This window comes from Flavobacterium sp. WC2430 (assembly GCF_040822075.1).
Lineage (GTDB): Bacteria > Bacteroidota > Bacteroidia > Flavobacteriales > Flavobacteriaceae > Flavobacterium.
The window spans coordinates 1358080-1377405 of the sequence record NZ_CP162007.1; the positions used below are offsets into that span (position 1 = coordinate 1358080).

General features: G+C 34.4%; 15 protein-coding genes and 1 riboswitch. Of the genes, 14 read left to right on the forward strand and 1 reads right to left on the reverse strand.

Going from position 1 to position 19326, the window contains the following annotated elements; translation table 11 throughout:
• Positions 1-54: 54 nt before the first annotated feature.
• The 6 genes from AB3G36_RS05860 (at position 55) to AB3G36_RS05885 (ending at position 8873) form a co-directional block, all read left to right on the forward strand.
• Positions 55-1107: an NAD(P)/FAD-dependent oxidoreductase gene (locus AB3G36_RS05860; RefSeq protein WP_367756941.1), complete on the forward strand. Its 1053-nt coding sequence runs from the start codon at positions 55-57 to the stop codon at positions 1105-1107.
• Between the two features lie 92 nt (positions 1108-1199).
• Positions 1200-1319: riboswitch (SAM riboswitch) on the forward strand.
• 273 nt (positions 1320-1592) lie between these two features.
• Complete coding sequence (locus tag AB3G36_RS05865) at positions 1593-2594, forward strand: homocysteine S-methyltransferase family protein (protein WP_367756943.1); 1002 nt, start codon at positions 1593-1595, stop codon at positions 2592-2594.
• A gap of 335 nt (positions 2595-2929) precedes the next feature.
• Positions 2930-5605: a methionine synthase gene (metH, locus tag AB3G36_RS05870; RefSeq protein ID WP_367756945.1), complete on the forward strand. Its 2676-nt coding sequence runs from the start codon at positions 2930-2932 to the stop codon at positions 5603-5605.
• Positions 5606-5686: 81 nt separating this feature from the next.
• Positions 5687-6643: a methylenetetrahydrofolate reductase [NAD(P)H] gene (gene metF / locus AB3G36_RS05875; RefSeq protein WP_367756946.1), complete on the forward strand. Its 957-nt coding sequence runs from the start codon at positions 5687-5689 to the stop codon at positions 6641-6643.
• 89 nt (positions 6644-6732) lie between these two features.
• Complete coding sequence (locus AB3G36_RS05880; RefSeq protein ID WP_367756947.1) at positions 6733-8136, forward strand: aspartate aminotransferase family protein; 1404 nt, start codon at positions 6733-6735, stop codon at positions 8134-8136.
• 92 nt (positions 8137-8228) lie between these two features.
• Complete coding sequence (locus AB3G36_RS05885; protein WP_367756949.1) at positions 8229-8873, forward strand: hypothetical protein; 645 nt, start codon at positions 8229-8231, stop codon at positions 8871-8873.
• Between the two features lie 86 nt (positions 8874-8959).
• Here the strand turns inward: AB3G36_RS05885 and gldA are convergent, their stop codons facing one another.
• On the reverse strand, positions 8960-9856 hold the full coding sequence (gene gldA / locus AB3G36_RS05890; RefSeq protein WP_367756951.1) for a gliding motility-associated ABC transporter ATP-binding subunit GldA: 897 nt from the start codon (positions 9854-9856) through the stop codon (positions 8960-8962).
• 154 nt (positions 9857-10010) lie between these two features.
• Here gldA and AB3G36_RS05895 point away from each other — a divergent pair, with 154 nt between their 5' ends.
• The 8 genes from AB3G36_RS05895 to AB3G36_RS05930 all read left to right on the forward strand — a co-directional run bounded on the left by AB3G36_RS05895 (position 10011) and on the right by AB3G36_RS05930 (position 19324).
• Complete coding sequence (locus tag AB3G36_RS05895; protein WP_367756953.1) at positions 10011-11252, forward strand: dicarboxylate/amino acid:cation symporter; 1242 nt, start codon at positions 10011-10013, stop codon at positions 11250-11252.
• A 354-nt stretch (positions 11253-11606) separates the two neighbouring features.
• Positions 11607-12434, forward strand: a complete 828-nt coding sequence (locus tag AB3G36_RS05900) for a prephenate dehydratase (protein WP_367756955.1) — start codon at positions 11607-11609, stop codon at positions 12432-12434.
• 51 nt (positions 12435-12485) lie between these two features.
• The gene (locus tag AB3G36_RS05905) at positions 12486-13634 is read left to right on the forward strand and encodes a pyridoxal phosphate-dependent aminotransferase (RefSeq protein WP_367756957.1); all 1149 of its coding nucleotides are present in this window, start codon (positions 12486-12488) and stop codon (positions 13632-13634) included.
• Positions 13635-14492: a prephenate dehydrogenase gene (locus AB3G36_RS05910; RefSeq protein WP_367756959.1), complete on the forward strand. Its 858-nt coding sequence runs from the start codon at positions 13635-13637 to the stop codon at positions 14490-14492.
• Between the two features lie 74 nt (positions 14493-14566).
• A complete protein-coding gene (locus tag AB3G36_RS05915) occupies positions 14567-15649 on the forward strand; it encodes a chorismate mutase (protein ID WP_367756961.1) in 1083 nt (360 codons plus the stop codon).
• Between the two features lie 133 nt (positions 15650-15782).
• Entirely contained in the window at positions 15783-16760 is a 978-nt protein-coding gene (rsgA, locus tag AB3G36_RS05920) for a ribosome small subunit-dependent GTPase A (protein ID WP_367756963.1), read from the forward strand.
• A 53-nt stretch (positions 16761-16813) separates the two neighbouring features.
• The gene (dtd, locus tag AB3G36_RS05925; RefSeq protein WP_367756965.1) at positions 16814-17266 is read left to right on the forward strand and encodes a D-aminoacyl-tRNA deacylase; all 453 of its coding nucleotides are present in this window, start codon (positions 16814-16816) and stop codon (positions 17264-17266) included.
• Positions 17267-17413: 147 nt separating this feature from the next.
• Positions 17414-19324: a DUF3857 domain-containing protein gene (locus AB3G36_RS05930; RefSeq protein ID WP_367756967.1), complete on the forward strand. Its 1911-nt coding sequence runs from the start codon at positions 17414-17416 to the stop codon at positions 19322-19324.
• The last annotated feature ends 2 nt before the right edge of the window (positions 19325-19326 follow it).

Here is a 19326-nt window from a genome sequence, read left to right on the forward strand (position 1 = left end):
CCCAGTCTCCCCCTCCTTGGGAGGGGGCTAGGGGGAGGAATAAAAGTATTGAACATGATTGAAACAGATATCCTTATAATAGGAGCCGGTCCAACTGGTTTATTTGCCGTTTTTGAAGCAGGATTATTAAAATTAAAATGCCATATATTAGATGCTTTACCACAACCAGGTGGTCAATTATCCGAATTATATCCTAAAAAACCTATTTACGATATTCCAGGATTTCCTGATGTATTAGCAGGAGATTTAGTAGATAATCTAATGGAACAAATTAAGCAATTCGAACCTGGGTTTACACTAGGAGAACGTGCTGAAACAATTGAAAAACAAGAAGACGGAAGTTTTATTGTAACTTCAAATGAAGGAACTGAGTTTCATGCAAAAGTAATTGCAATTGCAGGTGGTTTAGGAAGTTTCGAACCTAGAAAGCCGCTTATTGATGGAATTGATTTCTATGAAAATAAAGGAATTAAATACTTCATCAAAGATCCGGAAGAGTTTAGAAATAAAAGAGTAGTAATTGCTGGCGGAGGAGATTCAGCGCTTGACTGGAGTATTTTCCTTACGGATGTAGCTTCAGAGGTGACATTGATTCACCGTCGTAACGAATTTCGTGGTGCATTAGATTCTGTTGAAAAAGTACAAGAATTAAAAGATGTCGGAAAAATTCGTATGATTACCCCTGCTGAGGTCGTAGGAATTAACGGAGCAGAACATATTGAATCAATTGACATTGATGAAAATGGAGCACATCGTAAAATTGAAACAGATTTCTTTATTCCTCTTTTTGGTCTTACACCAAAATTAGGTCCTATAGGACATTGGGGATTAGAAATTGAAAAAAATGCAATCAAAGTAAACAATGCTTTAGATTATCAAACTAATATTCCGGGTATTTTTGCCATTGGAGATGTGAATACCTATCCAGGTAAATTAAAATTAATTCTTTGTGGTTTCCATGAAGCAACATTAATGTGCCAGGCAGCGTACCAAATTATCAATCCAGGGAAACGATATGTGTTGAAATATACTACAGTTTCTGGTGTTGATGGTTTTGACGGAACTCGTAAAGAAGCGCCAAAAGCAGTGGTAAAAGCTATAGTATAACAATTTATCACATTCAAGTTAAAAAATATAGCGCTAATACTTGCAAGTATTAGCGCTATGTCTTTACTTTGCACTGTTCCTATATTTATTGAAAGTTATCACGAAAGGCGGAGGGAAAGACCCGATGAAACCTTAGCAACCCTTTATCTTTAAAGAAGGTGCTACATTCTACTTCATGCTGAACTTGTTTCAGCATCCAAGATAGATAACACAAGAATACTTTTACAGTATTTCTCAAACCTTTTCTTGACAACATATCGATATTTTTTTAGAGCGAATGATTGGTGCTTTTTTACCATCATCCTTCCTGCTTTCCGTTTCAATCTTTTTATCCTGAATTTAGTTCAGGATCCTGAACTAAATTCAGGATAAAAAGGATTTTCACTGCAATCAGGGCTAAAAAGAAACAATAGTGAACTTTTGTAATTAATAATCAAAAGTATAAATCACAACAAATCATTGTGGTTTACAAGAAATAAAAAGTTATGTCAAGTATTCAAGAAGCCATTAAAAAAAACATACTCATCCTCGATGGAGCTATGGGAACCATGTTGCAGCGCTACAATTTTTCCGAAGAAGATTTTCGTGGAGAGCGTTTTAAAGATTTTCCACATTCTCTAAAAGGGAACAACGATTTACTATCACTCACACAACCACAAGCCATAAAAGCGGTGCATGCTGCTTATTTTGAAGCTGGAGCTGATATTGTTGAAACCAATACCTTCTCTGGAACGACTATCGGAATGGCCGATTACCATCTAGAAGATATTGTATATGAATTAAACTATGAATCGGCAAAATTAGCCCGTGAAGTAGCCGATGAATTTACAGCCAAAAATCCAGACAAACCTCGTTTTGTAGCCGGTTCAATAGGACCAACAAACAGAACGGCAAGTATGTCACCAGATGTAAACGATCCAGGATATAGAGCTGTAACTTTTGATGATTTGCGCATTGCCTACAAGCAACAAGTAGAAGCTTTAATCGACGGAGGAAGTGATTTATTGTTGGTAGAAACTATTTTCGACACCTTAAATGCCAAAGCGGCGCTTTTTGCCATCGAAGAAGTAAAAGACGAACGCAATATTGATATTCCAATCATGGTTTCAGGAACAATTACTGATGCTTCGGGAAGAACACTTTCTGGGCAAACAGTAGAAGCTTTCTTAGTTTCGGTTTCGCATATTCCATTATTGAGTGTAGGATTCAATTGTGCCCTTGGTGCCGATTTGTTGAAACCATACTTGCAGACTTTATCACAAAATACTTCTTTCAATGTATCAGCGCATCCTAATGCAGGATTGCCAAATGCTTTTGGAGAATACGATGAAACGCCACAAGAGATGCAAGCGCAAATTAAAACCTATTTAGACGATAATTTAGTAAACATCATAGGCGGTTGTTGCGGAACAACACCAGAACATATCAGATTGATTGCTGATATAGCTAAAGATTATAAACCAAGAGTTTCGACGGCAACAATGTAAACGGGGATAACTGCTACATTATAAGTAAATAGCTTTTCCTGCAAGGTTTTTTTTAACCTTGTAGGTATAAATTGAGAAAGTGAATCGATAAATAAACCTACAAGGTTAAAAAAAACCTTGCAGGATTGTAGGACGAGAGAATTCGTTCCTCGAAATGACAATTGAAGTATAATGCCCGCGTGAGGGATAGCAGTGAAAAGCCCACAGCCTGACGAAGGAAGAGCGAGGACTTGTAACGAATAGCCCGACCCTTGGGGTCACGCCCAAAATAATAAGAAATAAAAAGTTAAACCTACATGGTTTTAGAAACCTTGCAGGACAAATAAAAATAAAAAATGGCACAAGAAACTAGAAAAAACCTTGTATTATCGGGATTAGAGCCTTTAATCATTACGCCTGATAGCGTATTTGTGAATATTGGAGAACGTACCAATGTAACAGGTTCTAGAAAATTCCTTCGATTAATCAAAGAAGAAAAATACGAAGAAGCACTAAGTATTGCCAAAGAGCAAGTGGAAGGTGGCGCGCAAATCATCGATATTAATATGGATGAAGGAATGCTCGATGGCGAATATGCCATGACAAAATTCCTAAATTTAATTGCTGCCGAACCCGATATTTCTCGTGTGCCTATTATGATTGATAGCTCAAAATGGGATATTATCGAAGCAGGTCTAAAAGTAGTACAAGGAAAAAGTGTGGTAAATTCTATTTCTTTGAAAGAAGGAGAAGAGCAATTTATTCACCATGCAAAACTAATTAAGCGTTACGGTGCTGCGGCAATTATCATGGCTTTTGATGAAACAGGGCAAGCGGATAATTACGAACGCCGAGTTGAAATTTGCCAACGTTCCTATGATATTTTGGTAAACAAAGTGGGTTTTCCTGCGCAGGATATTATTTTTGATTTAAATATATTTCCAGTTGCAACTGGAATGGAAGAACACCGCTTGAATGCGTTGGATTTCTTTAGAGGGACTAAATGGGTTCGTGAAAATTTACCGCATGCGCACATTAGCGGAGGGGTAAGTAATGTGTCGTTTTCTTTTAGAGGAAATGATACTGTTCGTGAAGCGATGCACTCCGTTTTCTTGTATCATGCCATTCAAAATGGAATGACGATGGGTATTGTAAATCCAGAAATGCTTTCAATTTATGATGAGATTCCAAAAGATTTATTAGAACATGTTGAAGATGTAATTTTGAATAGACGTGATGATGCTACAGAGCGTTTATTGGATTTTGCCGAGAATGTAAAAGGAGATGTAAAAAGTAATGAAAAGGCTGTTCAAGAATGGCGTTCAGGAACTGTTCAAGAAAGAATTACACACTCACTTGTAAAAGGGGTGGATCAATTTATAGAGGAAGATGTTGAAGAAGCACGATTAGTAGCTACAAAACCAATTGAAGTTATCGAAATCAATTTGATGGCGGGAATGAATGTGGTGGGAGATTTATTTGGTTCTGGTAAAATGTTTTTACCACAAGTAGTTAAATCAGCTCGTGTGATGAAAAAAGCAGTGGCTTATCTATTGCCTTTTATTGAAGCAGAGAAAGATGGTGTTTCCAGTTTTGCAGGCCGTATTTTAATGGCAACTGTAAAAGGAGACGTACATGATATTGGAAAAAATATTGTTTCAGTGGTGCTTGCTTGTAATAACTATGAGATTATTGATCTTGGTGTAATGGTGGCTCCCGAAAAAATTATCGCGGCGGCTATTGAACACAATGTAGATATCATAGGTTTGAGTGGATTGATTACGCCTTCACTTGATGAAATGGTTTATTTGGCTAAAGAATTGGACAAAAGAAATATAAAAATACCAGTAATGATTGGTGGAGCAACAACTTCACGAGCGCATACTGCTGTAAAAATTGCGCCTCAATATAGAGAAACAGTAATTCACGTCAATGACGCTTCTAGAGCTGTAACGGTAGCTGGAAATTTATTGAATAGTGAAAAGAAAATATACGCAAGTGATATAAGAGCGGAGTACGATGCATTTAGAGAAACGTTTTTGAATCGTTCACGAGACAAAAATTTCTTGACTATTGAGCAAGCCCGTAAAAATAAATTGCAATTGGATTGGGATAATTTTACGCCTGTGAAACCAAATATAATAGGCGAGCAAGTGATCGAAGTTGATTTAGAAATTCTAGTTCCATATATCGACTGGACGCCGTTTTTTAGAACATGGGAATTGTTTGGTAAATATCCAGCGATTTTGACCGACAATGTTGTGGGTGAGCAAGCCACTTCGGTTTTTGCGGATGCACAAGAAATGTTAGCCGTTATCTTGAAAGAAAAGAAACTGTCAGCCAAAGGAATCTACGGAATTTTTCCTGCAAATCAAATCAACGATGATGATATTGAATTGACGGACGAAAACGGAAAACCATTACAAACGTTCTTGACGTTACGCCAACAATCTCAAAAAACAAAAGGAGCACCAAATATCGCTTTAGCTGATTTTATTGCTCCAAAAGACAATGGGAAAGTGGATTATATGGGAGCTTTTTGTGTGACTACCGGTTTTGGTGTTGATGAATGGGCAGCGGAATTTGAAAAAGATTTAGACGATTACAATTCGATTATGGTCAAAGCATTAGCAGACCGTTTTGCAGAAGCTTTCGCTGAATACCTACACGAAAAAATACGTAAAGAAGTTTGGGGATACGCATCAGATGAGAACATGAGTACCGAAGCGATGATTGCCGAAGATTACAAAGGGATTCGTCCTGCACCAGGTTATCCTGCTTGTCCTGACCATTTAGAAAAACCTACCATTTGGAAATTACTGAATGTAGAACAAGAAATAGGAGTGACTTTGACAGAGAGTATGGCGATGTGGCCAGCATCTTCCGTTTCAGGATATTATTTTGGAAATCCAGAAAGTAAGTATTTCGGACTTGGAAAAATAAAAGAAGACCAAGTTATTGATTATGCTAAACGTAGAAGTATTTCTACCGATGTGGCAATGAAATGGTTGAATCCTAATATCGCAGATTAAATAATAGTCATAAAGTCAAAAGTCATAAAGTCCAAAGGACATGACTTTCGATCTTCGACTTTCAAACTTTAAGACTTTATAATGAAAGTAACTGAACATATAGAAAATGCCAAAGGAGAAACGTTATTCTCTTTCGAAATCATTCCACCTCAAAAAGGAAAAGGGATTCAAGAATTATACGATAATATTGATCCGTTAATGGAGTTTAAACCACCGTTTATTGATGTAACTACTTCTCGCGAAGAGTATATTTATGTGGATAAAGGCAATGGTTTATTAGATAAAAAACTAACGAGAATGCGTCCTGGAACTTTGGGTATTTGTGCTTCGATTAAGCATAAATATACAGTAGATACTGTACCACACGTACTTTGTGGTGGTTTCACCAAAGAGGAAACCGAGTATTTATTGGTGGATTGTCATTATTTAGGAATTAATAATGTAATGGCATTACGTGGTGATGCGATGAAAGATGAGCAATCTTTTGTAGCAAAAGCAGGTGGGAATAATTATGCTGTTGACTTAGTGTCTCAAATTCATCAATTGAATGAAGGGAAGTACTTACATGACGTAATGCATGTTGATAACAAAGCTGATTTTTGTATAGGTGTTGCAGGTTATCCAGAGAAACATTTGGAATCTCCTTCATTAATCTCCGATTTAAAAAGGCTGAAAGAAAAAGTAGATGCAGGTGCTGATTATGTGGTAACACAAATGTTCTTTGATAATTCAAAATATTTTGAATTTGTTGCTAAAGCAAGAGAAATGGGAATCACAGTACCTATTATTCCAGGAATTAAACCTATTGCAGTGCAAAGACATTTACAAATTTTACCTCAAATTTTCCGTATCGATTTACCCGAAGATTTAATTCATGCAATTGATCAGTGTAAAAATAATACGGAGATTAAACAAGTGGGAATAGAATGGGCAATTCAACAATCATTGGAATTAAAAGCGGCGGGTGTTCCTGTATTGCATTATTATTCTATGGGAAAATCAGAAAATATTAGACAAATAGCATCTAAGGTTTTTTAATTATAAAATAAAATCGATGTCGTTCTACTAGTCCTGACAGGTTTTATATACCTGTCGGGACTTTTTTTTAATTTAAATTAACTAAGCAAATGAACCCAATACTCCAACAAGACTTAAATGAAGTTAAAAATATTCTTGAAAAAGTAAAGCAACAAGGAATTGATTTTTTAAACTCAATTGATACTGTACCTACTTCAAATAAAAATAAGATAACAACAGATCGAAATCTTAATGATGTTGGGTTAGGTTCTTTGTCAGCTTTGTCAGAATTTAATGAACGGTTAGCGCCATTGATGGTTTCACAAACGGGCCCGAGGTATTGGGGATTTGTAACCGGAGGAGCAACTCCAGCTTCTATTGTTGGGGATTGGTTGGCTACCATTTATGATCAAAATACACAAGCTACTAATGCACAAGGAGGTGTTTCTGCATTGATAGAAATAGAAACAATTAATCTGTTGTTGCAGTTATTAGATTTACCGAAAAATTATCTTGGAGGATTTGTAACCGGCGCGACTATGTCTAATTTCACTTGTTTAGCAGTAGCGAGACAATGGTTTGGTAGTCAATTAGGAAAAGATTTTGCTAAAAACGGAATTTCGGAACCCATTCATGTTCTGTCTGCAACTCCACATTCCTCTTCAGTAAAATGTTTGGCAATGTTAGGAATGGGTAGTCAAAATTTCACAAAGATAAAAACAATTGAAGGAAATCGTGAAGCGATTGATATTGCCGATTTAGAAAAAAATATTGAAAGCTTAAAAGGGAAACCTTTTATTTTAATCTCTAGTGCAGGAACCGTAAATACAGCTGATTTTGATGATTTCAATGCTATTACTAAACTGAAAAGTAAATACAATTTCTGGTGGCATATCGACGCAGCTTTTGGAGGTTTTGCTGCTTGTTCTCCTAGATACAGTCATTTGGTTAGGGGTTGGGAAAATGCGGATAGCATTACAGTGGATTGTCATAAATGGTTGAATGTACCTTATGAAAGTGCTTTCTATTTGGTAAAGGAAGAACATAAAAATCTTCAAATTGAATCTTTTCAGAATTCTAATGCACCCTATTTAGGGAATCCGCTGGACAATTTTAACTACCTCAATTTTTTACCCGAAAACTCTAGACGTTTAAAAGCGTTGCCAGTTTGGTTCTCATTATTGGCATATGGAAAACAAGGCTATCAAGATATAATAGAAAATAGTGTGGCGATGGCATTACAGTTAGATGCTTTTATTAGTGAAAACGAAAATTTTGAATTATTAGCACCAACGCGTTTGAATAACGTTTGTTTTACTTTGGCGGGAGACTATAACCAAGAAAAAGTAAATCTATTTTTGACACATTTGAATGATAAAGGAAAAGTGTTTATGACACCAACGATTTATGAAAATAAAAAAGGAATTCGGGCTTCTTTTGTAAATTGGAGAACGAATGAAAATGATATCCAAATTGTGATGAACGAAATGAAGGAAAGTCTGTTGTCAATTTAAGAATTAAAGTGGTCAAATGAGAAGTTATTCTAGAGCTTGCTTACGAGTTTTTAAATTCTTATATTTGATTATCAGCTCTTAATGATTTTAGTATGAGATATTTTAATTATTCCCTTCTTGCAGTTGCGATACTAATTATTTCTTGTAAAAATAATGATGTTGCGCAAGAACAAGGTGACCCAAGGTTAGTTGTACCTTTTACGCAACAAGCAGCTTCAGGATTACAAAGCCAATCGGTACCGATAGTACCTAAAAATCATAACTTGTTTCATGAAAATAATAATGGAACAGCAAGTTCAGTTGCAGCAGGAATTAATCCAGCACATGGACAACCCAATCATCATTGTGATATTGCTGTTGGAGCACCATTTAATTCACCAGTAAATGAAAGTGTTGCGGTACAACCTACAAATGGACAATCTACTCCAATGGGCCCCACACAAAATAGTCCAGCCAAAACTGTCACTGCAAAAGGGATGAATCCACCACATGGAGAGAAAAATCATCGTTGCGATATTGCTGTTGGTGCTCCGTTAAATTCGTCTTCAACAACCGCAACCGCTACAAGCTCAAATTCAACTCAAGCTTCACAACAATATACAGTTCAGCAACCAGTGCCCACTTTATTGTCAACTGCTACCGCCGATACGGAAACACCTGCAGGTATAAATCCTGCACACGGAAAAGAGGGACATCGTTGTGATGTAGCGGTTGGAGATCCTTTGCCAAAATCATAAATCATATTTAGTATCTTTAAAAAAGCTCGTTTAAAATAATTTTAAACGAGCTTTTTATTTCTGGTAATAAGATTTCTTATGGGAACTTAGTTTGTGATTTCTCTAAATATGGCTTCTAGATTTTTATTTTTCTGATTCAATTGTAATGTTTTTAAACCATTTGCTGTAGCAAAATCAAAAACTATAGGGCGCATGTCTTTGTCCGTTTTAAAAGTTAGTTCCCAAATCATATCATGAGTATTTTTATAAGAAGATATGTTTTCGATTTTAGCAATCACTTGTTCTTCGATTTTATAATCGAATTCAACTTCGATTACTTGTTCCTTGTCTTCGGAAATTAAGTTATCTAGTTTTTTGTCGGCTACAATCTTACCATTATTGATGATAATGACACGATCACAAAGTGCTTCCACTTCTTGCATGATGTGTGTGGAAAGGAAAACAGTTTTATCTTTTCCTACGTTTTTAATCACATTACGAATTTCGATCAATTGATTTGGATCTAAACCTGTTGTAGGTTCATCCAGAATTAAAACATCTGGATTGTGCAATAAAGCATTGGCAAGGCCAACACGTTGACGGAAACCTTTGGATAATTGTCCTATTTTTTTATGACTTTCAGTGCTTAAACCAGTTAATTGAATTACTTCTTCGATTCGGGATTTAGCAACTTTATAGACTTCCGCATTAAAGGCAAGATATTCTCTAACATACAAATCCAGATATAAAGGATTGTGTTCTGGTAAATAACCTATAGAAAGCTGCACTGCTTTTTGATTTGAGTTTACATCGTTCCCATTCACTTGCGCAGTACCTTCATCGGCATTGATATAGGTCGTCAATATTTTCATTAAAGTTGATTTTCCAGCACCATTAGGGCCCAGAAAACCTACAATTTCTCCTTTGTTAATAGAAAATGAAACGTTGTCAAGTGCTTTTTGGGCACCATAACTTTTAGAGATATTATTTACTGCTATTGACATGATGAATTATTTGTAGCAAAAGTAAAAAGAAAAAGATTGATTTATTGTTTTTATTAGACAATATCAAAAAGGGATTACTACTTAATCTTTAATTATTGGTATTTGAGAAATAGAATGATATATTTATAAAAAATTGTAAAAAGCAAATCTAAAAATGGAAGAAAGTAAGAGTTTGTTTAAAACCTATAGTGGTATTATATGGTTATTATGTGGTATAACTGCAGGAAGTATATTAGGATTGGTTTTTGGGAAAGATGTAGAAGTGATTAAGCCACTTGGTGATATATTTCTAAATTTACTTTTTACGGCTATTATTCCATTGATTTTCTTTACGATAGCGTCGTCAATTGCCAGTTTAGAAAAATCAGAAAAATTAGGAAAGTTATTTGTAGTCGTTATTGGAGTATTTTTAAGTACGGTATTGGTATCGGCTATAATTATGATAATAGGTGTTTTGCTTTTTCCAATTCATCAAGATATTATCATTTCCAAAATTCCATTGGAGAGTATGCAAACTGCTAGTCCTGGATCACAAATCACTCAATTACTGACTGCCAATGATTTTTACGAATTGCTTTCTAGAAAAAGCATGTTGGCTTTAATCATTTTCTCCTTTTTAATAGGTTTTGCCAGTTTACGTTCGGGAGAGAAAGGAGAAAGTTTTAGAGGGTTCCTAAATTCAGGAAACGAGGTAATGAAACAATTACTACACTTGATTATGAAAACGGCACCGGTAGGTTTGGGTGCTTATTTTGCGTATCAAGTAGGGATTTTTGGACCGCAGTTATTTGGAGCCTATGCTAAGCCATTAGGACTTTATTATGCAGTATGTGGATTCTACTTTGTGGTGTTCTTTAGTTTGTATGCTTTCCTTGCAGGAGGAAATAACGGATTGAAAGTGTTTTGGAGTAATAATATTGCACCTTCCTTAACAGCTTTGGGAACTTGCAGTAGTATTGCAACAATTCCAGCAAATCTGGAGGCAACAGAGAAAATGAATGTTCCTTCTCATATCCGTAATATTGCAATTCCATTAGGAGCTCCTTTGCATAAAGATGGATCAAGTATGTCATCTATTATAAAAATTGCTGTAATTTTTGCCATGTTTGGTAAAGATTTTACAGATCCCAATACCTTACTTTTAGCATTAGGGATTACGGTTATCGTTTCGGTAGTTGAAGGAGGAATTCCTAATGGGGGATATATTGGTGAGATTCTAGCAATAACTATTTATGGTTTTCCAATGGAACAAGCTTTACCTGCAGCCATGATTGTAGGAACATTAGTTGATCCCATGGCAACTTTGCTAAATGCGAATGGAGATGTTGTCTCGGCCATGTTAATCACGCGTATTTCAGAAGGAAAAGAATGGCTTTCAGTAAAATTAGCTCGCTAAACTGATTTATTAGTCATAAATTTAACCCAAAGCACTTTTCAAATATTTAAAAAGCAATGGATTAAAACCTATTTTTTTAAGTATTTGGTAATCAAAAGTCGCTTTCACAAAGAATTCGTTTTTTGTTAGATAAAATCATATTTTTTTATGTGTTTGTATTGAATATGTTTATACATTTGCATTGATAACATTGAAAAAAACATCAAAATGTCAACTATTAACCGTTTTTATTTTAGCAACACTTATTTCTTCTTTTATAGGAAGTAAGGATTGTGCTATGGTTATTTGAAATAAAAGAAACAAATAAAAATAATATACAATCCTGATGAAAATCAGGATTTTTTTTTGGAATAAATGGGAACAAAAATTGCAATTCAAGGGATACTAGGTTCTTTTCACCATCAAGTGGTACAAGAATATTTTGAGCAAAATATAGCAGTAGACGAGTGTCTGTCATTTGAAGAATTAGTGGACAGTCTATTGTCAGGAAAATCGGAGCAGGCAGTTATGGCCATTGAAAATTCAATCGCGGGGCCTATTATTCCTAATTATGCGTTGATTGATAAGAATAATTTGCACATCATTGGAGAACATTATTTAAGTATTCATCAAAATTTGATGGCGCTTAAGGGACAAAAATTGGAAGATATTGTTGAAGTACATTCTCATCCAATGGCATTATTACAGTGTATGGATTTTTTAAAAAAATATCCTAATATAAAATTAGTTGAAGATAAAGATACAGCCGAAACAGCTCGTAGAATTCAGGAGAAACAATTAAAAGGAATCGCTGCAATTGCCAGTAAAACGGCTTCGATTATGTATGATTTAGAAATTCTGGCACCAGAAATTCAAACGATTAAAAATAACATGACTCGTTTTGTTATAATTAAAAAAGAGAATGCATTTGTAGCAAAGGAAGATATTAACAGAGCGTCTTTGAAATTTGAATTGGATCATAAAAGAGGGAGTTTAGCAGCTGTACTTAATGTAATGAGTGATTGCAAAATGAATTTGACCAAAATTCAATCCTTGCCAAAAATTGAAACACCTTGGAAATATTCCTTTTTTGTGGATGTAACTTTTGAAAAATATGCAGATTACGAAAAAGCAAAATCGTTATTAGAAATAATGGCAGAGTATTTTAAAGTTTTGGGCGAATATAAAAATACAAAGCCATAATTAGTCAAAAGTTATAAACTCATCAAGGTCAAAAGAATTTAAAAAATAGTAATGATTACAACAGCAAAAAGATTAGATATCATTGAAGAATACTATTTCTCCTCTAAATTGAGAGAAGTAAGACAATTGGCATCCGAAGGGAATCCAATAATAAATATGGGAATTGGAAGTCCGGATTTGCAACCTTCACAAGAAGTTATTGATGCAGTGGTTCTTGCCGTGAAAGAGGAAAATGCTCATGGTTATCAAAGTTATCAAGGATTACCGGAATTGAGAAATGGAATGGTTGATTTTTATAAAAACAACTATAATGTGGATTTGAATCCCAATACGGAAGTTTTGCCTTTGATGGGTTCTAAGGAAGGTATTATGCATATTTCATTGGCTTTCTTAAATGAAGGAGATCAAGTATTAATACCAAATCCAGGATATCCTACTTATACTTCAGTAACTAATTTAGTGGGTGCTGTTCCCGTTTATTATGATTTAAAAGAAAGTACCAATTGGGAACCTGATTTTGACGCTTTAGAAAAATTAGATTTATCTAAAGTTAAAATTATGTGGATTGGTTATCCACATATGCCAACAGGAGCGAGAGGTAGTTTGGAGTTATTTGAAAAGTTAGTGGCTTTCGCCAAAAAACATACTATTTTATTAATCAATGACAATCCATATAGTTTTGTTTTGAATGATAAGCCAATGAGTTTGTTACAAGTGGAAGGCGCGAAGGACGTAGCATTAGAGCTAAATTCTTTGAGTAAAACGTTCAATATGGCAGGATGGAGAGTAGGAATGGTTCTGGGGAATGCAGCTTGTATTGATGCTGTTTTGAAAGTAAAAAGCAACATGGACAGCGGTATGTTTTTTGGAATTCAAAAAGGGGCTATAGCTGCTTTAAAAAGTGATAAAGCCTGGTTTGATTCGATGAATGAAATTTACAAGAAACGTCGTGTTTTGACAGAACAATTAGCGGAGAAATTAAACTGTAAAGTATATAAGGAAGGTGTTGGATTGTTTGTTTGGGCCAAATTGCCAGAAGGAATAACTTCAGCTGAAAAATTTATAGACCAAATTTTGCATGAGAAACATCTCTTTATTGCACCAGGAACAATTTTTGGAAGTAACGGAGAAGGATATATTCGTTTTGCATTATGTGTAGGGGAAGAAAAAGTACAGGAAGCAATTGATAGATTTAATTAAATGAAAGTTTATATAATAGGAATAGGATTAATAGGAGGATCGATGGCGTTAGACATTAAAACCATAGATCCATCAGCCACTATTTATGGTATCGATCATAACGAAAGTCATGTGAAACAAGCATTGGATTTAGGGGTTATTGATGAAGCCGCTCAATTGGAAGATCTATCGAATGCTGATTTTGTAATTGTATCGGTTCCAGTGGATGTCGCTTTAACGCTATTGCCTAATGTATTGGATGCTGTAGGAGAAAATTCTATTGTTTTTGAAGTGGGTTCTACCAAAGCGCCTATTTGTGAAGCGGTAGCTAATCATCCTAAAAGAAGAAATTTTATTGCAACACATCCTATTGCAGGAACCGAATTTTCAGGGCCATCGGCAGCAATACATGATTTGTTCAATGGGAAGACTAATATAATTTGTGAAGTAGAACGTACTGCTTTTAAATTGCAGGAGAAAGCATTAGCCCTTTTTAAAACAATGGGAATGAGAATACGTTATATGGATCCAAAATCACATGACAAACATATTGCTTATGTGTCGCATTTGTCTCACATTAGTGCTTTTATGCTTGGAAAAACAGTAATAAACAAAGAAAAAGACGAGCAGGATATATTTGATATGGCGGGTTCTGGTTTTGAAAGTACAGTGCGTTTGGCAAAAAGTTCGCCAGCGATGTGGACACCCATTTTTAAGCAAAACAAGTTGGAAGTGGTGGAAGCTTTAGAAGGATATATTGCCAATTTGACTCAGTTTAAAGATTTGTTAGTGCAGGATGAATACAATGCCATTTTTAACGAAATGGAAAGTGTCAATAAAATAAAAGAAATTTTGAACGGAATGAATGTAAAGAAGTAATTCACATTCAAATGATAGATTAAAATAGAGAAGAACAACACATAAAAAAATAATAAAATAAATAATTAGAAAAGATGGAAAACAAGAAAGAAATGAGAAATTGGTTGAATGAATTTAATTTAACTCATCCATTTGTGATTGCAGGACCTTGTAGTGCTGAAACAGAAGATCAAGTATTAAAAATTGCTCATGAATTGAAAGATTCAGATGTAAGTGTTTTTAGAGCAGGTATATGGAAACCAAGAACTCGTCCAGGAGGATTTGAAGGTGTGGGAGAAATTGGTTTGAAATGGTTACAAAAAGCAAAAGCAGAGACGGGTTTACTTATGGGAACTGAAGTAGCTACAGCTGCACACTGTAAATTAGCTTTGGAGCATGATATTGATGTTTTGTGGGTTGGTGCTCGTACAACTGCAAACCCGTTTGCGGTTCAAGAAATTGCTGATACTTTAAAAGGAACGGATAAAATTGTATTGATCAAAAACCCAGTGAATCCAGATATGGCTTTGTGGTTAGGTGGTGTAGAGCGTTTATATGCTGCTGGAATTAAAAATCTTGGAGTAATTCACAGAGGATTTTCTACGTACGAAAAAACAAAATACAGAAACATTCCAGAATGGCAAATTGCGATTGAATTGCAAAATAAATTCCCTGATTTACCATTAATCATTGATCCATCTCATATCACTGGTAACCGTGATATGATTCTTGAAGTAACTCAAGAAGCATTAGATCTAAATTATGATGGTATGATCATTGAAACTCATATCGATCCAGACAACGCTTGGAGTGATGCTGCACAACAAGTAACGCCAGACGCTTTGAAACAAATTTTCAAAGACTTGAGAGTAAGAAAAGTGAGTGGAGATACAGATGAATATGCTAATAAAATGACAAAATTAAGAGCAAACATTGATGTTCTTGACGCTAATTTATTAGAGTTATTAGGAAAAAGAATGAAAGTAGCTGATGAAATTGGTCAAGTGAAAAAAGACTCGAATGTGGCAGTTTTACAAAATACACGTTGGAACGAAATTCTAGGAAAAATGATTCTTGAAGGGGAGAAAAAAGGCCTTTCAGAAGAGTTTATTCTTAGAATGTTCAAAGCAATTCACCAAGAAAGTATTGGTCATCAAGACAAAGTACTTAATGCATAATTAAAATTAGGATTTTATAATAGTAATCTCCACAGCTTTTGAATTAAAGTTGTGGGGATTTTTTATTTGTAGACACTAGTAAAAACTTTAAACTTTAAACTTTAAACTTGAAACAAAATTTTACCTTTGCAACATGACAGGACTCGTATATAAATCTACAGGAAGTTGGTACACTGTAAAATCAGAACAAGGTGATTTTATAGAATGCCGTATGAAAGGGAAATTCCGTATCAAAGGAATTAAAAGCACTAATCCAATTGCTGTAGGTGATGTTGTGGATTATGAACTCGAAGAATCATCGGATACGGTTACTGGAACAATTCATAATATTCATGAAAGAAAGAATTATATTGTACGTAAATCAGTCAACTTATCCCATCAGATGCATATTATTGCGTCAAATATTGATCGTGTTTTTTTATTAGTTACGGTAAACAATCCTCCAACGACTTTTAATTTTATTGATCGTTTTCTAGTAACGGCAGAAGCATATGGGATTGAAACTATTTTGGTTTTTAATAAGATAGACACTCTTGACGAACCAACACTTGACGAACAGTTGTATATGCAACATGTGTATCAAGAAGTAGGTTATAAATGCCTTAGAGTTTCATCTACCGAAATGAAAGGAATCGATGCCTTGAAAGAAATGATGATTGGAAAAGTAAGTATGTTCTCGGGACATTCGGGTGTTGGGAAATCAACGTTGGTGAATGCTATGGAACCGTCTTTGCACTTAAAAACTAAAACAATTTCAGATGCCAGTAAACAAGGGCAACATACGACTACATTTGCAGAAATGTATGATTTATCTTTTGGCGCAAGCATTATAGACACCCCAGGAATTAAAGGTTTTGGAATGGTTGATATGGAAAAAGCCGAGATCAGTGGTTATTTCCCTGAATTTTTCAAATTAAAAGATCAGTGTAAATTTAATAATTGTTTGCATAAAGACGAACCAAAATGTGCTGTAAAAGAAGCCTTAGAAAAAGATGAAATTGCATGGTCGAGATACAATAGTTACCTTAAAATTTTAGAAGGAGATGACGAGCATTATCGTACCGATATTTATAATGAAGATAGAATGGAAAGTGATGAATCTAGGAAATAATCTTTGCTAGAAGCAGTTTAAAAAAGTAAAATAATTTATAATTCACCATTAATTTGAAAGTAGTCCTTCAAAGAGTTTCTTCCGCCTCTGTTACAGTAGATCATAAAGTAATAGCCGATATCCAAAAAGGGCTGTTGATTTTGGTAGGTATTGAGGATGCCGATGTGCAAGAGGATTTAACTTGGTTAGTAGGTAAGATTACAAAAATCAGAATTTTTGATGATGAAAACCACGTCATGAATCACTCGATTCAAGACATTAATGGAGACGTAATTGTTGTAAGTCAATTTACACTTCATGCCGCAACTAAAAAAGGCAATCGACCATCCTATATTAAAGCAGCAAAACCAGAGGTTGCTATTCCGATTTATGAAAATTTCATTCAACAATTGGAGTTGGAGTTAGGCAAAAAAATCCAAACTGGAATCTTTGGTGCCGACATGAAAGTGAGTCTTTTAAATGACGGACCAGTTACCATAATCATAGATAGTAAAAACAGAGAGTAGAATTTGTTTATTGTCAGAATTATTCTATTTTTGATAGCCACGAATACTTAAAATTCCCATAACATAAAGTAAAAACTCTCTTTTAGTTTTTTCTTACTTTATCCGATCCTCCTTGTTTGGTAATTATTCACACTCTCAAAAAAACCTATGAAAATAAAATTTATTTTGGTAGCCGTTTTAGTTATTACAACTTTTACGGTGCACTCCCAAAAAATAGACTATTCTGCTTCACTTATTGCTGATAGTTTAAAAGAAAATGCTAACGCTGTTGTTCGCTTGAATCAAATAGATATTGTTATTGCTTCCCAACGAGATATGACTATCAATTCAATAAGAATAATTACGGTTTTAAATGAAAAAGGACTTTCGGAGATTGATGCGGTAGAGAATTACGATAAAAAAACAACAGTCAAAGATATCGAAGCTATTATTTATGATGGAAGTGGCAAAGAAATAAAAAAAATAAAAAGAAAAGATTTTAAAGATAATAGTGCGGCTGGAGGAAGCACTTTATTCTCTGATAGCCGTTATATTTATTTAGATTATACTCCTACGCAATATCCATTTACAGTTGTTTATGAAAGCAAACTGGAAACCTCTACAACGGCTTTTATTCCGCAGTGGTATCCAATATCTAATTTTTTTGTAAGTGTAGAGAAAAGTGTATTGAATGTAAGTTATCCTGATAAACTTGGGTTCAAAAAAATGGAATTTAATTTTGCGAATTTCAATATTCAAAAAACAGTAGACACTTCAACACAATTGTCCTATACAGCCATTAATATTCCAGTTCAAAAGCATGAAGATTACAGTCCGTCCTATAGTTCTCTGTTTCCAAAAGTCATGATGGGTTTAGAGGTTTTTCATTTAGAAGATGTTGATGGAAGAGCGAAGACTTGGAAAGAATTCGGACAATGGTATTATGACGATATTTTATCAGGAACAACTAGTCTACCTGAAGGAACAAAAGAAAAGATGAAAACATTAATAGGAGATGAAACAGATCCAATAAAGAAAGCACAATTGATTTATGATTATGTTCAAAAAAAATCTAGGTATGTTAGTATTCAAGTAGGAATTGGAGGTTGGAAACCAATGTTTGCCAATGATGTTGATCGTTTAGGATATGGAGATTGTAAGGCTTTGACTAATTATACAAAAGCACTTTTAGAAACAGTTGGCGTGCCGTCCTATAATACCGTTTTATATGGAGATAGTCATAAGAAAGATATTGAATCACAATTTGTGTCTATGCAAGGAAATCATATGATTTTAGCCATCCCAAATGGAGATGATTATACTTGGCTCGAATGTACAAGTCAAGATGCCCCTTTTGGGTTTCAAGGAACTTTTACTGACGATAGAGATGTACTTGTTATAAAACCAGATGGAGGGGAAATAGTACATACTCAAAAATACATCGATAAATACAATAGCCAAATCAGTTCAGGAAATTATTCTTTGGCTGCTAATGGTGATTTGGCTGGTAAAATTGAAATAGTATCCAAAGGGTCGCAATACAGTCAAAAAGAACCAATAGAAAATCTTCAGCCAACAGAAAAAGAACAACATTATAAAGAGTATTGGAATACTATTAATAATTTAAAAATCAACAACTTATCTTTTTTAAATGATAAGTCAAGTGTCAGTTTTGCTGAAAAGGTAGAAATAAGTGCAGCAAACTATGGTAATTTATTGTCAGGTAAAATGATGTTTGCCATAAATGCTTATAACCAATACACTACAAGTGTAAAAAGGATAAGAAACAGAAAAAACCCATTTGAAATTCAAAGAGGTTTTGCTGATATTGACCAAATAACCGTTGCTTTACCTAAGGAGTTTGCTATTGAATTCTTGCCAACTAATTTTGAATTGAAAAATAAATTTGGGGAATATAAAACAGAATTTATTAAAAAAGATGCGAATACGATAGTATATAAACGCAGTTTATTTATAAAAAAAGGATTGTATTCCAATACAGAATACGATGAATACCGCCTCTTTATAGAGCAAGTATCAAGAAACGACAACGCCAAAATAATATTAACTAAAATCTAATC